The sequence below is a fragment of the Hymenobacter lucidus genome (assembly GCF_020447265.1).
GTDB classification, from domain to species: Bacteria; Bacteroidota; Bacteroidia; order Cytophagales; family Hymenobacteraceae; genus Hymenobacter; species Hymenobacter lucidus.
Genome location: NZ_JAJADR010000004.1, coordinates 115,461 through 129,393, shown reverse-complemented (window position 1 = coordinate 129,393; position 13,933 = coordinate 115,461). Strand labels below are relative to the sequence as shown.

Sequence of the window (13,933 nt, the reverse complement as noted above, 5' to 3'; positions counted from 1 at the left end):
AAAAATCAACCGGAACTATTAGGCATGCCGTAAATCTTGTTCATATTTCCGCTCTGAACTCCCACTTCACCCCTATTCGCCCCGCGTTATTAGTTTATGGAACAACAAGACCACGTACTGGCCGAAGCTCGCCGTTATGGCTACATTGAGGGCGACCAGGTGTGGCTCCGACCGATAATGAACCTGCCCGCCCGGCAGGTAGGCCTAGTAAAAGATTCGGAAGATGCCGCCCTGCTTTACTTTGCCCAACGCTTCGAAAATTTCCGCGCCAAAGTAGACGAGCTCCTCCAGAAGATGGAGGAGTCGGAAAACAAGGGCTCCTTCCTGATGAAGGCCCTGCACCTCAAAGACCAGACTGCTACCTACGACGGCCTCGGCGACTTCGAAACCCTGCACCGCCGCCTTTCCGAGGCCGAGGAGAATATCAAGGTGACCATTGCCCGCAACCGGGAAAAAAACCTGGCCACCAAGATCAGCCTGATTCAGGAAGCCGAAGCCTTGCAGGATACCATCGACTGGCAAGCGGCCGGCGACAAGCTCAAGGATCTGCGTCAGGCCTGGATTAAGACCGGCCCGGTGGAAAAGCAGATTACCGAGGAGCTGGAGTCGCGCTTCCATAATGCGGTGGAGAACTTCTTCGTGAAGAAGAAGGAGTTTATGGCCCAGAAAAAGGCCATGACCAACCGCGTATTCGATAAGTACAAAGAGCTGATTCACAAATCAGAAGCCCTACAGAACACCGACGATTTCGAGAATACTACCGCCAAGCTTAAGCAGCTGCAGCAGGAGTGGAAGGAAGTAGGTGGCTCGTTGCCGCGCAAGCAGGCCAACGAGCTATGGACGCGCTTCCGGGCAGCCCACAACCACTTCTTCGAGCGTCTCAAGGAGCATATTAACACCAAGCGCGTGGAGGCACCCTCCGCCGGCCCCGACGACAACCTGAGCCGCAAGCGCGCCCTGGTAGCCGAAGCCGATGCCCTGCTCGACCGGCCCATGAATGAGGCAGTGGCCCGGGCCAAAGAGCTACAGGCCGCCTGGAAAAAGGTGGGCCCCGTGCGTGGCGAGGAGTCGGATCGGGTGTGGGAGGCCTTCATTCTGGCCTGCGACAAGGTATTTGAAATGAGTGCTTTGGAGCACTATATCCGCAAGCGCCAGGCGGGCAGCACCGAGATTCTGTCGAAAGAAGAGCAGGTAAATACCCGCATTCAGTCCCTGCGCGACTTCATCAAGTCGGATCAGCAGGAGCGCGAGGTGCTGCAGGAAAACCTGGGTAAGCTCAGCGACTCGCCCGGCAACGACGCTTTCCGGACCATGCTGCAGGGCAAAGTGCGGGCTTTCGACCGGAAAATCCGCACCAAAACCGAGCTGATCGAAATCTTACAGCGTCGCTTAGTTGCGTAGCCCAACATTCAGCGGTATTTTACGTTGTCCTGCTGAAGCAACCATTCTACCTGAGCCGTGTTTTGCAAGTAGGCGGCTCCTGCGTTAATTTAAACACTACTTTTGCCAACCTTTTTTTGTAGCACACACGACTATGTATTGGACCCTCGAACTGGCTTCGTATCTGGAAGATGCCCCCTGGCCTGCCACCAAGGATGAACTCATTGACTACTCTATCCGCTCGGGTGCCCCGATGGAAGTAGTAGAAAACCTGCAGGCACTGGAAGACGACGGTCAGCCGTACGAGAACATCGAAGAAGTGTGGCCGGATTACCCGACCAAAGAGGACTTCATGTTCAACGAAGACGAATACTAGGGAAATGTTGATTGTTAAAAGTTGATTGTTGAATGCAGGCTGTAAACTCCGTTTTGAGTAACCAACCGATCAACAATCAGCAACCAACAATTAACATCGAAAATTTGGTTGCGGGGTACGAACAGCGCGTTCTGCTCCGCAACCTTTTTTTGTGTTTGCCCACGCCGGCTTTCGTGGCTATCATCGGGCACAACGGCTGCGGCAAAACTACCCTGTTTCGGGCCCTCACCGGGCAGCTGGCTTACCACGGCCACGTAGAAGTAGCCGGCCAGGACTTGCGCCAGGTGCGGCGGCCGGCCGCTACCGGCCTGCTGGCCCACCTGCCCCAGCGCAGCTCGGTAGGCTTTCCCATTGAGGTACTGGAACTGGTAGTTATGGGCCGCTTCCGCCACCACAGCTTCCTGAGCACCTATACCCCCCACGATTATGCCCTGGCCGAGGCGGCGCTGCAGCGTGTAGGGGCTTTGCACCTCGCCCGCCGCAACTTTACCCAGCTTTCAGGTGGTGAGCAGCAGCTGGTGTGGCTGGCTCAACTGGCCTTGCAGGATGCCCGGCTCTATCTCCTCGATGAGCCCACCCAGCAACTCGACGTGTACTACCGCCGCCGCGTATTCAATTTGCTGGAGGAATGGGTAATCCAGGCCGGCAAAACCATCCTCTGTATTACCCACGACCTCGACAACCTGGCCGTCCTGCCCGGCTACCTCCTAAACCTCTCGCGCCCCGAGCCAGTGCTCCAGCCGCTGTCGGCAGCGGTGGTGCAGGCCGAGCGGGCTTTTCTGGAAAGTGAGGAGAGCTTAGCGGTGAAGTAGTGGTGAGGTGGTGAAATGGTGAGTTAAAATCGTGTCTTAGCGAGGCAGAGCCGAAGCCATCCGTCCCGCAGTATGACCTGTCCCATTACCAGAAAGCCCTTTACTACTTGCGTGGTAGAGGCCTTTTCAGTGAAGGACACTCAGCACATTTCAGTGAATGGATTGCTTCGGCTGCGCCTCATAATGACCCATCATTCGCGTTTACCACATTCAACCTCATCAGCCTTTGAGCACATTACTCCCTTTTTCCCGGCCGGCGGCGCAGCACGTGCCAGATGGAGCGCAGAAAGGGCCAAGGCGTCACGGAGTTCATTACCCGAAAGTTGTCGAGCCAGTTGGTACGTTCGTCCAGGAAGGCCAGGATTCTTTCGAAAGGGTTGTGCCGGAACAACTCGGTGAAAATGGTGCGGGTGGTTTCGCCGCGGCGCCGCATGATGTCCAGCAGCAGGGTGTCGAACAGGTGAAACTGGAGTTTGTCGCCGGTCGGGTTTTTGGGCGGCTGGCCGGTGGCGGCCAGGGCCTGCACCAGTCGGGCGCTATGGTCCTGAATCCGCTTGAAGGCGTAGCCGGTGCTGGGCTTGGCCCGTCCGGCCCGGGTGCCAAGGTTGATGATATGGGCTCCGTCCTGGGCCGCCAGCGGATGGTCGGTCATCGGAATGGCGCCTATTTCCTCGCTCAGAATGGTGTAGGCGCTTACGCGTAGCGTGTTGCGTAGATAGTCGTCCATGGCCGCTTCGTACTCGGCCTTAGGCAGCACCTGCTCCGAAAACAGCGTGTACTCGACCAAAGCCCGCCGTGGACTGAACGGCAGCACGTAGATAAACCGTGCCTCCTGGTGCTGAGGGCCCCTGAAATCCATGAACTCGGCCGTGGCCGGGTCGAATACGTCGTGGTCGGTTTCCACTTCCCAGCCCACGAAATGCTGGAGCAGATACCGGTACTTATCGGGCTGCTGCTCCAGCTGGGGCGGGCGGCTGTCGAAGGCGTAGCGGGCGGTAAGCACACCGGTACTGGTGCGGGCCTCGATGCCGTCGGCCGTATTGACCAACGATTCTACGGTAGCCCGCACGAACGTAAACTGCGGATTTTGGGCCAGCGCGCTCCGCACAAACTGGTAGAAATCCAGGCCCCGAATCATTTTGTAGCGGTAGCGCAGCAGACGAAAGACTTGCTCAAACGTCGGGCTCCGAAAGGCCAGCTGCTGCCACTCGTGCGCCACGATGGGGTCGAAGGCAGTAGGCGCATCGGCCCAGAACGACCAGGTCCGGTCATTCTGATCCTTGGCGTCGGGCTCTACCACTACCACCCGCTTGCCGCGCAGGCGCGGCTCCAGGCTCAGGTGGTAGGCCAGGCTCAGGCCCGCCGCACCGCCGCCGGCAAGTAAGTAGTCAAAGTCGGGCTGCTTCACGAAACAAAGGAAGCACACCGGCCCGGATTTGTTTCCGAACCGGTGTGCTTCCAGCGTTCCTGCTACAATTGACTACCCGCCACTGGCTGCGGTACCTCGCTGGCCAGGTCCCGAATAGCGTCCAGAATATCCGAGTCGAGCTGGGCGCTGAAGTGCTGCCGCTGCCGGCCGGGCAGAATATGCACCTGGGAATGGAGCCGCTCTACCCATAGCCGCTTATTTTCCTGGTAGCCGGACGTGTACGGGTCATCGTCAGAAAGCAGTACTACCAACTTATTATCCGGAATCAGGCGCCGGGCCGCTTCAAAGTCAATCGGGGCATGAATCCAGTTCAGCACTTCCTGCCACGGGCTGTCAACCGAAAACCAGCCCGCCACGCACACCACGCCTCCCACCTGGGGCGGCTGGGTGGGGAATGCGGCTCCCACTTTGGCCAGATAGTGCAGAATAGCTAGACAGCTCACGCTGTGGCCCACCAGCAGCACATCCGCGTTGAGCCTATCGGCCGGCAAAATTGCTGATAGGTGAGCTATAGCGTGGTCAATTTCCGGTAGGTCCCAGGCGGGCATATCCAGCAGGTGCACCTGGTACTCAAAACCCCGTGCCTCCGGCAGGGCTTCCAGCTCCCGCTTCAGCCACGGATACCAGTCGTCGCGCGGGGAACCACCCCACCGGGGGGCTACATAGATGTGTTTGGTTAAAGCCATGAATAAGGGTCGTAAAGAATGGATGGGAACGAACAATAAAGTAGTTAAGCAGAAGCAAACCAAACGCGGCACGACTTTACGACGAATGAATAGTAGTGCTGCTGACGCACCTGGCACCCACAAAAAAAGCCGGGCATTTGCCCGGCTTTCCTGCTTAGTACAGCTGTCGGCCTAGAAGTTAGGCGACAACAGGTACTTGGAGTAGAAATCGTCGATGATTTTCACGGCCGAAGCCGCGTCGTCCACGAGCTGCACCAGGTCCATGTCCTCGGGCGAAATGTTGTGCTCGTCTTCCAGCATAGCCTGCTGAATCCACTCAAACATGCCTTTCCAGTATTTGGTACCCACCAGCACGATGGGGAAACGGCCGATTTTTTTGGTCTGAATCAGGGTAATGGCCTCAAACAGCTCGTCAAGCGTACCGAAGCCACCGGGCATGCCGATGAAGCCCTGGGCATACTTCACGAACATCACCTTACGCACGAAGAAGTAGTCGAAGTTGATGATTTTGTCGGGGTCGATGTAGATGTTGTTGAACTGCTCGAAAGGCAACTCAATGTTCAGACCTACCGACTTGCCGCCCTCGGAGCGGGCACCCTTGTTGCCGGCTTCCATGATGCCGGGGCCGCCCCCCGTAATAACACCGTAGCCGTGACGCACCAGCTTGGCCGCAATTTCCTCGGCCATCTGGTAATACGGGTTGTCGGGCTTGGTGCGGGCTGAGCCGAAAATGGACACGCACGGGCCAATCTTCGACATCTTCTCGAAGCCTTCCACAAACTCCGCCATTACCTTGAAGATCTGCCAGGAGTCGGCAATCTTGATTTCGTTCCAGTCCTTATCGACGAAGGCCTTGCGGATGCGCTGCTCGTCATCTACCTGCACCGTGCGCTCCCCGTGGGTTTGCTCCCGGATGTCGCTGATGCTGGTGACTTTGTTGTCGTTCACGTTGGGCTGTACAATGGTCTGGCCGCTGCCCGCGTTCAACGCTTCGTCGGACGCTTTGGTCCGACTGGTTTTTTTAAGTTTCGTCATGGCTACACATGGGAATTGCAGGGTCAGCTGGAGGCAACGACGTTGCCCGTAGCGGTACAACTGACCCGCTAGTGAAAAAAATAGGAAGGTGGGAGCAAAAGAAAGCCGCCCCGCGCAAAGCAGGGCGACCAAAAATTGGGGCGTGCAAGTTAACAATTTGTTAACAATAGCCTAACCGGCTGCCGTTGAGCCGGCTACTTTACGCCTTACTTGGAGCGAATAGCAATTACCGGGTCCATATTGGAAGCCAGCACGGCTGGAATAATACCGGCCAGCATCCCGATTACTACCGACACCGTGAGGCCCAGCACAATATTGCCGGCCGATAAGAACAACGGCAAAGAATCCTGGGGAATCAGGGTGATAAGAAACACCAGAAAGATGCCCGCCGCGCCGCCAAGTAAGCACAGAAAAACGGCTTCGAAAAGAAACTGAAACAGAATAAAGGCATTTTTGGCCCCCAGCGACTTTTGAATCCCGATGATGTTGGTACGCTCCTTTACCGACACAAACATGATATTGGCAATGCCGAAGCCGCCTACCAGCATGGCAAATGAGCCAATGACCGCGCCGGCCACCCCAATGATGGAGAACAACTGGGTAATGGCGTTGGCCAGCATTTCGGGGCGGTTCAGGGCGAAGTTATCTTCCTGCCGGGGCTTGAGGCCCCGAATGTTGCGCATCACGCCCTGCAGCTCGTATTCTAAGTCGAGCAAGCCGGCGTCTTGGTCGGTGCCTTTTACGGCAATGGTCGGCGTCACGCCCGTCATGCCGCCGGTGTTCAGGGCAAACATTTTGGTAAACATACCAAAGGGAATCAGGCAATTGGTATCATTACTGGGCGTGTCGAGCAGCTTTTTACCTTCCTTTTCCATCACCCCCACCACAATAAACTTCTGGCCCTGGGCCTTAAACTCCTGTCCAATGGCGCTGCCGTTGGGGTAGAGGTTTTCGGCAATAGTAGCCCCAATGATGGCCACGTTGCGGGCTGCATCTACTTCCTGAGTAGTAAAGTACCGCCCCTCGGCCACGGGCACATCCGATACCTTACGGTAGTCGAAGCTGACGCCCTGCAGGGCACAGTCGGATACGCTGTTGTTCCCGGCTTTGAGCACGCGGCCACCCACGGCCCCGAAAATGGCCACGCCGTTGTTATTGGGGCCCAGGTTTTTCTGTAGCTCCCGAAATTCGCGCACCGATGGCACGGGCCGGTTGAAATATTTCCACCACGGATACTCGCCCCCGAACGACCAAGGCCACTTGCCCACGTAAATCACCTTGTCGCCGACGAAGCTCATGCTCTTACGCACATTGGCCTCGAGCGAATCGACGACGGCAAAGACGGCAATGATGGCGAAAATACCCACCGTAACGCCCAATAGCGACAAAATTGTGCGGAGCAGGTTTGATTTGAGGGCTTGCCACGCGAAGCGGAAGCTTTCCAGAGTCAGACGCAGCGTTTTCATGAAGTGAAATAGTGAGATGGTGAAATAGTGAGTTTAATATTCTGATGGTGTGGATAGAGCAGCTTGAACGGCAGCTCCTTATTTTACTATCTCACCAGTTCACCTTTCCGGGCGAAAAGTAACGATTTATCCGGCCATTGTACGTACTTTTGCCAACCCAAAATTTTGTTAGCTTCCCCTCCTATTGCCTTTGTTTTAGCCCATGAAACTGTCCGAGTTCAAATTTGAGTTGCCTGAGAGCCTGCTGGCGCAACATCCGGCCAAGACTCGTGATGAATCACGCCTGATGGTTTTGCACCGCGACAGCGGCAAGATTGAGCACCGCGTGTTCAAGGATATCATCGAGTACTTCACCGAGGGTGACGTTTTTGTAGTCAATGATACTCAGGTGTTTCCGGCCCGACTGTATGGCAACAAGGAAAAGACGGGCGCTAAGATCGAAGTGTTCCTGTTGCGCGAGCTGAACAAGGAAATCCACCTCTGGGACGTTCTTGTAGACCCGGCCCGGAAGATTCGGGTTGGCAACAAGCTCTACTTCGGTGAGAGCGACATGGTAGCCGAGGTTATCGACAACACCACTTCGCGCGGCCGCACCATCAAGTTCCTGTTTGATGGCTCAGACGAGGAGTTCTACAAAGCCCTGAACGACCTAGGCGAAACGCCCCTGCCCCGCGAGGTAATTACCCGCGACGCCGAGCCGGCCGACAAAGAGCGCTACCAAACCATTTATGCCAAGCATAAGGGTGCCGTAGCCGCGCCTTCCGCTGGTCTGCACTTCACCCGCGAGGTAATGAAGCGCCTGGAAATCAGAGGTGTGGACGTGGCAGCCGTAACGCTGCACGTAGGCCTGGGCACCTTCCGCCCCGTGGACGTGGAAGATCTGACCAAGCACAAGATGGACTCGGAAAACTTCATCGTATCGGCGGAAGCCGCCACGCTGGTGAACCGCGCCCTCGACGCCAAGAAACGCGTGTGTGCCGTGGGTACCACCACCATGCGTGCCCTAGAGTCGTCGGTATCGGCCCATGCTCGCCTGAAGGAAAACCAGGGCTGGACCGACAAGTTCATCTTCCCGCCCCACGAGTTCAAGATTGCCAACACGCTGCTGACTAACTTTCACATGCCCGAAAGCACCCTGATGATGATGGCCTCGGCCTTCGCCGGTCATGAGTTGCTGATTGAGGCTTACCAGCTGGCCATTAAGGAGAAGTACAAGTTCTTCACCTACGGCGACGCCATGCTGATTCTGTAGTCAGCTTCCTGCCTAATTTTGTTGAAACGCCGAATGCCCGCAGGGTATTCGGCGTTTTGCATACGGTGGCTTTCGTAATTTGCTGGCCCTTCCTCTCCTTGCTATGACTGATTCTATCAACCCAAACCCCGAGCCTCCGCAGGGGCCCCGCTATGCCATTTTGGTGGCGGGCGGCAGCGGCACCCGCATGGGCGCCGACCGGCCCAAGCAATTTCTGAACCTGCTGGGTGAGCCGGTACTGCTGCACACGCTGCGCCGGTTTGCGGCGGCTGCGCTGGGCGTTGAGCAGTGCGTGGTGGTACTGCCGGCCGAACAGTTTGACGTTTGGCAGCAGCTGTGCGTCGAGCACAACGTCACGATTCAACACGCGGTGGTAGCCGGTGGGGCTACGCGCTGGGCTTCGGTACGCAACGGACTGGCACATCTGGCAACCTACACTGAGGGCATCGTGGCCGTGCACGATGGTGTGCGGCCCCTGGTGTCGGCGGAAGTGCTGGAGCAAACCTACGCCGCCGCCGCTGCACACGGCGCGGCCGTAGCGGCTGTAGCCCCCAAAGACTCGGTGCGGGGACTGGCCCAGCAGGGCTCCTATGCTCTGGACCGCGCCCGGCTGCGGCTGGTGCAAACGCCCCAGTGCTTTGAGCTGAACCTGCTGCGGCGGGCCTACCAATTGCCGGAGCTCAACACTTTCACCGACGATGCCAGCGTGGTAGAGGATCTGCAGCCGATATATCTGGTGCCCGGCGACTACCGCAACCTGAAAATCACGACGCCCGAAGACCTGGTTGTGGCAGAAGCGCTGCTCCGGGCCGAGCTGAAACACGAGTAAGTAGCACGCAGGGTAAATGGTGGCGGTGCATCACTACTTTTACGGCCACCCATTCACTTACTCAGCTCTCTGCTCATGTTTACCAGCCTGCTTTACGACGTCCAGAACGGCATTGCCACCATTACGCTCAACCGCCCGGAGGTTTTCAACGCCTTTAATAACCCACTGAGCTACGAGCTGCAGGACGCCCTGCAACGCACTGCCGACGACGAGGCCGTGCGGGTAGTGGTACTGACTGGCGCGGGCCGGGCCTTCTGCTCGGGCCAGGATCTGAAGGCCACCCAGGATGAAGCGCAGTTTTCCTTTGCCGACACGCTGCACAAGCGTTACAACCCTATCATTCGGGCCATGCGCAACTTGCCCAAGCCTATTATTGGCCGCCTGAACGGCGTGGCCGCCGGCGCAGGCTGTTCCTTGGCCCTGGCCTGCGACGCGCTGATAGCCTCCACCGATGCTTCTCTGATTGAGGTATTTATAAATATCGGATTGGTGCCGGACTCGGGCTCGTCGTACTTTTTGCCGCGCCTGGTGGGCACGCTCAAGGCTTTTGAGCTCTGTACGCTAGGCTCGAAGGTAACCGCCGACGAAGCGCTACGGCTGGGTATGGTAAACCAGGTGGTAGCACCCACCGAACTGGACGCGGCCGTGGCGGCCCTGGCCGCGCGCTACGCCGCCGCACCCACTAAATCCATTGGCCTCATCAAGCAGATGCTCAACAAAGCCGGCGCCGCCTCGCTCGACCAAATGCTCGACTACGAAGCCGAGTGCCAGCAGATTGCCGGCGAATCAGCAGACTACAGAGAAGGAGTAGCCGCGTTTACGGAAAAGCGCAAACCGGTTTTCAAAGGCCTTTAAATAAGTATGCTACCGACTATCAGCATAAGGTTTGGATAGTCAATAATGACTCATAAAAGACAGGCCAGGAGTATATCCGCATACCGTTATTGTGAGCCAACCCTGCCGAAGCCGGATAAAAGAAAAACGGCCCGAAACTCGGGCCGCTTTTCTTTTGCTGATTCCTGCCAAAACAGACAGAATGTGGAGCTTGGTTACTTAGCGCAGGCGGATAGTACGCGTAACACCATCGACGGTGATGCTGGCAATATTGTCGCAGGCAGCGGTACCGGTGGGGTCATAGTTGAGCAGCAGGCTTTTGCCCTTGGAGTTGCTGATGGCTACCGTGCCGGCGGTGAAGTGACGGGCACAGCCGAGGGTGAAGTTTTTCACTAGGGGCTGCTGAATCTGGGCTGTGTAGCTCACGTTTTTGCGGTTGGTGCCGGCGGCTTGGCCAGTCACCAGGTATTTATCATCCTGAATAGTAGGTGTACCAAAGCCAGCCGTGCGGGTGTAAGTGCGCTGCGACGACCAGCTGTGGGTACCATCGGGCGTGATGATGCTAGCATTCTGCACGTCCAGGGTGAAGGAGCCATTGCCCAGGCTGGTGAAAGTGCGCAGGCCAGTGTGCTGCTTGTCATTCACGAAGTAGTTGACCAACGATACGGTGGCCGTGGCTCCGGCCTGCACCGCGCCGCCTACGCGGTAGGGCCCACCGAATACCACCACAATTTTACCGCGCCGGGTCTTGCCATTAGGGCACACGCAGTTGGTGGCGCCGAAATCGATGGTGAGTGTGCGGGTTTCGGCATTGTAGCTGCGCTGGGCGCAGGCCCCAAATACGCGCAGCACATCGGCAGGCTCCCGCACCAGACCGTTCGAGAGTTTCTCATTGTCGGGGGCGGCTACTTCGATGATGTCGCCGATGGCGGCGTTTTCATCCTCCGCATTACCGCTATCCTCGGCCGATTCCAGGTTTTCCGGCGTGGCCGCTTCCCGGTCTTTGTTGCAGGCGGTAAAGAAAAGCAGGGTGCTGGCGCAGGCAGCAAGACCCAAAGAGCGGAGCGTGACGGTAGACATGAGATGGGAGGTTGGAAAAAGTGTGAGTGTGGTTCTTACTGGTTTTGTAGCCGTTAGAGTGCCTTCCGAATCGGTGGTTTAAGCAGGGCGCAAACTTTTTTTTCCTTGCCGGAACTATTCCATACTGAACCACTGCACAAGCAGGCCGTATAGAGAAAAGCTCTGCTGTCGACCATTCCTCAGGCTTCCTACTATGCTCCATTCTTCTCGATTTTTAATGCTGGCCGGGTTCCTGGGACTGGCCTCCTGTTCTCCCGACGCGAGCCAGAAAGACCCGGTAGCGGAAGCGCAGTTCCAGAATGAAAAGCGCATTGGCGACGACAACGTGACCGAGAAGCAGGAGCGCGACGCCGAGTTTATGGTGGAGGCGGCCAGTGACGGAATGCTGGAAGTGGAGCTGGGCAAGCTGGCCCAGCAGAAAGCCACTCAGCCCGCCGTCAAGACCTTTGGCCAGCACATGGTAGAGCAGCATGCCGAAGCCAATGCGGCCCTCAAAACACTGGCTGGGCAGAAAGGCCTCGTGTTGCCGGCCAGCCTGGGCCGCGAGCAGCAAGACACCTACGCCAAGCTTTCGGCCCTCACGGGCACTGCCTTCGACAAGCAGTACATGGCCCTCATGGTTGACGACCACAAGAAGGACGTGGGTGAGTTTGAAGATATGAGCGAAGATGCCTACGATGGCGACATCCGGGGCTTCGCGGCCAAATATGCGCCCGTGTTGAAAGAGCACCTGGACATGGCCAAAGAGGTAAACGAACAGGTGGAAGACCTGCCGTAATGACGTATTCCCGATTTCTTACCAACCATAAAACCCCTATGAAAATCCGCATTTTCTCGCTGCTGGCTCTGGCCGCAACCCTTTCGCTAAGCAGCTGCGACAGCGCCGACAAGCGTACCGATGGTACCTCTGGTGAAGCCGTAAGTGACATGAACGAAGCTGCCGCTGAAGGTGGCGTGCAGGCCGATGCTACGGTAATCGACAACGACGCCGGCGCCACGGTAACCGCCAACAGCGACTCGGCCACGGCCGATAATACCGGAATGGCCAAATAGCCTACCCGGCTGTTAGCCGCTCTGCTTTACCAATTTACTCCGCTCTTTTGCCCTATTCCGGTCAACGCCTCAGAAGCTGTGGCCATTCAGAATACCGCTTACTCCGCCCTCTTTCCCCTGTTAACCAAACCACTACTTACTATGAAACGCATTTCAATGAGCTTGCTGTGCGCAAGCCTGATGACCTTAGCCGCCTGCAGCAGCAACAACAGCACCGCCTCGGAAGCTGGTGACACCGGCAACAATACCACTGCCGGTGATTCGATGGCTACTACCATGCCCGAAGATGCCACCGCCGCCGGCAGCGCTGCCGCCACCGGCACTGCCCCGGCCGATATGAACGCCAACGCGGCCGGCGGCCCGACTGCTCCGCACTCTACCGACCCGGAGTTTATGCAGTCGGCGGCGCACAGCGACCAGAACGAGATTCAGCTTAGCAAGCTGGCCCTCGAAAAAGGCGTGACGGGCGCCGTGAAAGAGCACGCCAACATGATGATTAAGGACCACACCAAATCGACGGCTGACCTGAAGGTTATTGCTGGCAAGAAGAACGTGGTACTGCCCGCCGATATGGACGCGGAGCACAAAACCATTGCCGCCGGCATGCGCGGCCTCTCGGGCAAAGCCTTTGAGGACAAGTACATGACTCAGATGGTGATGGACCACGAAAAAACGCTGAATACGCTCAAGGCCCACCAAACGATGACCCAGGACGCCGACCTGCAGGGCTTCATTAGCAAGGTGACACCCGTGGTGCAGGGCCACCTGGATATGTCGAAGAAGCACAGCGACATGAAGATGTAATTGCGCTTCAATTGACCAGTGAAAGCCGTTGCAGAATCGTCTGCAACGGCTTTTTGCGTTGGGGCACTTTCTCGTGCGGGAGTTGGCCTCTTATACCATAGGGACTATATTTAGGCCGGCCGACTCACTTTCCCCGGCTTTAGCAGCTTTATGGATGGCAATGAAAAAGCGCAGCACAACCGCGACGCATTCCAGATCGAACGGGTTATCCTGTTTACCGACGCCGTGTTTGCCATTGCCATTACGCTGCTGGTCATCGAAATAAAGGTGCCCGAGTTGGAGCATCCCACCGAATCGGCGGTGCTTTCGGTGCTGGCCCATCTGATTCCGAAGTTCGTGGGCTTCTTTCTGAGCTTCTTCATCATTGCCATTTATTGGACGGCCCATCACCGCATTTTCCGCTTTGTGCGCCGCCTCAATAACCGGCTGCTGTGGCTGAACCTGCTGTTTCTGCTCAGCATCATCCTGATGCCCTTTACCACCGCCTACCAGAGCGAATACAGCCTGCTGCGCACTCCCTGGATTCTGTACAGCATCAATATTGCCTTCACCGGTATCATGCAGATTGCCCTGCAGCGCCACCTCAGCAATGCCGGCAACCAGGTAGTAGCCGCTCCCGAGCACGAGCACCCCGACCTCGACATAGCCCGCCCGCTGATGTCGCCGGTGGTGTTTATCAGCAGCATTGCCCTGGCTTTCGTGCTGCCGCCCCTGGCCCTGCGCATGATTCCGGCTGTGGCTTTTCCGCTGCTGGCCTTTCTGCAGCGCAAACGGTATCAGCGCTTGTGTGCCGCTTATGAGCAAAGGCACGGCGGCAAAGTGCTGGCTTGAGCACGGTGTTAGCTCAACAACAAGGCCCCGCTTACGAATCGTAAGCGGGGCCTTGTTGTTGAGTGT

The 13,933-nt window shown here is 57.2% G+C and carries 15 protein-coding genes; 10 read left to right on the top strand and 5 right to left on the bottom strand.

What is annotated here, in order from left to right; all coding sequences use genetic code 11:
* Window positions 1-96 precede the first annotated feature (96 nt).
* The 3 genes from LGH74_RS14635 (at window position 97) to LGH74_RS14625 (ending at window position 2,568) form a co-directional block, all read left to right on the top strand.
* Entirely contained in the window at window positions 97-1,401 is a 1,305-nt protein-coding gene (locus LGH74_RS14635) for a DUF349 domain-containing protein (protein ID WP_226176801.1), read from the top strand.
* Between the two features lie 133 nt (window positions 1,402-1,534).
* Window positions 1,535-1,756, top strand: a complete 222-nt coding sequence (locus LGH74_RS14630; protein WP_019948259.1) for a DUF2795 domain-containing protein — start codon at window positions 1,535-1,537, stop codon at window positions 1,754-1,756.
* Window positions 1,757-1,788: 32 nt separating this feature from the next.
* A complete protein-coding gene (locus tag LGH74_RS14625; RefSeq protein WP_226176800.1) occupies window positions 1,789-2,568 on the top strand; it encodes an ABC transporter ATP-binding protein in 780 nt (259 codons plus the stop codon).
* Between the two features lie 235 nt (window positions 2,569-2,803).
* Here LGH74_RS14625 and LGH74_RS14620 read toward each other — a convergent pair whose 3' ends face one another.
* From LGH74_RS14620 to LGH74_RS14605, 4 genes are all read right to left on the bottom strand, one after another.
* Window positions 2,804-3,976: a lycopene cyclase family protein gene (locus LGH74_RS14620; protein ID WP_226176798.1), complete on the bottom strand. Its 1,173-nt coding sequence runs from the start codon at window positions 3,974-3,976 to the stop codon at window positions 2,804-2,806.
* Between the two features lie 62 nt (window positions 3,977-4,038).
* Window positions 4,039-4,683 (bottom strand): RBBP9/YdeN family alpha/beta hydrolase, encoded by a 645-nt coding sequence (locus tag LGH74_RS14615; RefSeq protein WP_226176797.1) that lies wholly within the window; start codon window positions 4,681-4,683, stop codon window positions 4,039-4,041.
* Window positions 4,684-4,854: 171 nt separating this feature from the next.
* Window positions 4,855-5,718: an LOG family protein gene (locus LGH74_RS14610; RefSeq protein WP_226176796.1), complete on the bottom strand. Its 864-nt coding sequence runs from the start codon at window positions 5,716-5,718 to the stop codon at window positions 4,855-4,857.
* 206 nt (window positions 5,719-5,924) lie between these two features.
* Window positions 5,925-7,184, bottom strand: coding sequence for an ABC transporter permease (locus LGH74_RS14605; RefSeq protein ID WP_226176795.1), 1,260 nt, complete (start codon window positions 7,182-7,184; stop codon window positions 5,925-5,927).
* Between the two features lie 202 nt (window positions 7,185-7,386).
* On the opposite strand from LGH74_RS14605, the gene queA reads away from it, so the two are divergent.
* The 3 genes from queA to LGH74_RS14590 all read left to right on the top strand — a co-directional run bounded on the left by queA (window position 7,387) and on the right by LGH74_RS14590 (window position 10,120).
* Window positions 7,387-8,436 carry a tRNA preQ1(34) S-adenosylmethionine ribosyltransferase-isomerase QueA gene (gene queA, locus LGH74_RS14600; protein ID WP_226176794.1) on the top strand — a complete coding sequence of 350 codons (1,050 nt, stop codon included), beginning with the start codon at window positions 7,387-7,389 and terminating at the stop codon, window positions 8,434-8,436.
* A 103-nt stretch (window positions 8,437-8,539) separates the two neighbouring features.
* Window positions 8,540-9,265, top strand: coding sequence for a 2-C-methyl-D-erythritol 4-phosphate cytidylyltransferase (locus LGH74_RS14595; RefSeq protein WP_226176793.1), 726 nt, complete (start codon window positions 8,540-8,542; stop codon window positions 9,263-9,265).
* Between the two features lie 75 nt (window positions 9,266-9,340).
* Window positions 9,341-10,120 carry an enoyl-CoA hydratase-related protein gene (locus LGH74_RS14590; RefSeq protein WP_226176792.1) on the top strand — a complete coding sequence of 260 codons (780 nt, stop codon included), beginning with the start codon at window positions 9,341-9,343 and terminating at the stop codon, window positions 10,118-10,120.
* A 198-nt stretch (window positions 10,121-10,318) separates the two neighbouring features.
* On the opposite strand, the gene LGH74_RS14585 is transcribed toward LGH74_RS14590, so the two are convergent.
* Window positions 10,319-11,179 carry a hypothetical protein gene (locus tag LGH74_RS14585; RefSeq protein WP_226176791.1) on the bottom strand — a complete coding sequence of 287 codons (861 nt, stop codon included), beginning with the start codon at window positions 11,177-11,179 and terminating at the stop codon, window positions 10,319-10,321.
* A 193-nt stretch (window positions 11,180-11,372) separates the two neighbouring features.
* Here LGH74_RS14585 and LGH74_RS14580 point away from each other — a divergent pair, with 193 nt between their 5' ends.
* From LGH74_RS14580 to LGH74_RS14565, 4 genes are all read left to right on the top strand, one after another.
* A complete protein-coding gene (locus LGH74_RS14580; protein WP_226176789.1) occupies window positions 11,373-11,957 on the top strand; it encodes a DUF4142 domain-containing protein in 585 nt (194 codons plus the stop codon).
* A 38-nt stretch (window positions 11,958-11,995) separates the two neighbouring features.
* Entirely contained in the window at window positions 11,996-12,232 is a 237-nt protein-coding gene (locus tag LGH74_RS14575; protein ID WP_226176787.1) for a hypothetical protein, read from the top strand.
* 141 nt (window positions 12,233-12,373) lie between these two features.
* Window positions 12,374-13,036, top strand: coding sequence for a DUF4142 domain-containing protein (locus tag LGH74_RS14570; RefSeq protein WP_226176785.1), 663 nt, complete (start codon window positions 12,374-12,376; stop codon window positions 13,034-13,036).
* A 150-nt stretch (window positions 13,037-13,186) separates the two neighbouring features.
* A complete protein-coding gene (locus LGH74_RS14565; RefSeq protein WP_226176784.1) occupies window positions 13,187-13,867 on the top strand; it encodes a TMEM175 family protein in 681 nt (226 codons plus the stop codon).
* Window positions 13,868-13,933: the final 66 nt, after the last annotated feature.

Coding starts and splice junctions, on each gene's coding strand:
- LGH74_RS14570 (WP_226176785.1), top strand. CDS start 12,374: ATGAAACGCATTTCAATGAGCTTGCTGTGCGCAAGCCTGATGACCTTA.
- LGH74_RS14590 (WP_226176792.1), top strand. CDS start 9,341: ATGTTTACCAGCCTGCTTTACGACGTCCAGAACGGCATTGCCACCATT.
- LGH74_RS14575 (WP_226176787.1), top strand. CDS start 11,996: ATGAAAATCCGCATTTTCTCGCTGCTGGCTCTGGCCGCAACCCTTTCG.
- LGH74_RS14610 (WP_226176796.1), bottom strand. CDS start 5,718: ATGACGAAACTTAAAAAAACCAGTCGGACCAAAGCGTCCGACGAAGCG.
- LGH74_RS14630 (WP_019948259.1), top strand. CDS start 1,535: ATGTATTGGACCCTCGAACTGGCTTCGTATCTGGAAGATGCCCCCTGG.
- LGH74_RS14605 (WP_226176795.1), bottom strand. CDS start 7,184: ATGAAAACGCTGCGTCTGACTCTGGAAAGCTTCCGCTTCGCGTGGCAA.
- LGH74_RS14625 (WP_226176800.1), top strand. CDS start 1,789: ATGCAGGCTGTAAACTCCGTTTTGAGTAACCAACCGATCAACAATCAG.
- LGH74_RS14595 (WP_226176793.1), top strand. CDS start 8,540: ATGACTGATTCTATCAACCCAAACCCCGAGCCTCCGCAGGGGCCCCGC.
- LGH74_RS14635 (WP_226176801.1), top strand. CDS start 97: ATGGAACAACAAGACCACGTACTGGCCGAAGCTCGCCGTTATGGCTAC.
- LGH74_RS14580 (WP_226176789.1), top strand. CDS start 11,373: ATGCTCCATTCTTCTCGATTTTTAATGCTGGCCGGGTTCCTGGGACTG.
- LGH74_RS14585 (WP_226176791.1), bottom strand. CDS start 11,179: ATGTCTACCGTCACGCTCCGCTCTTTGGGTCTTGCTGCCTGCGCCAGC.
- LGH74_RS14565 (WP_226176784.1), top strand. CDS start 13,187: ATGGATGGCAATGAAAAAGCGCAGCACAACCGCGACGCATTCCAGATC.
- queA (WP_226176794.1), top strand. CDS start 7,387: ATGAAACTGTCCGAGTTCAAATTTGAGTTGCCTGAGAGCCTGCTGGCG.
- LGH74_RS14615 (WP_226176797.1), bottom strand. CDS start 4,683: ATGGCTTTAACCAAACACATCTATGTAGCCCCCCGGTGGGGTGGTTCC.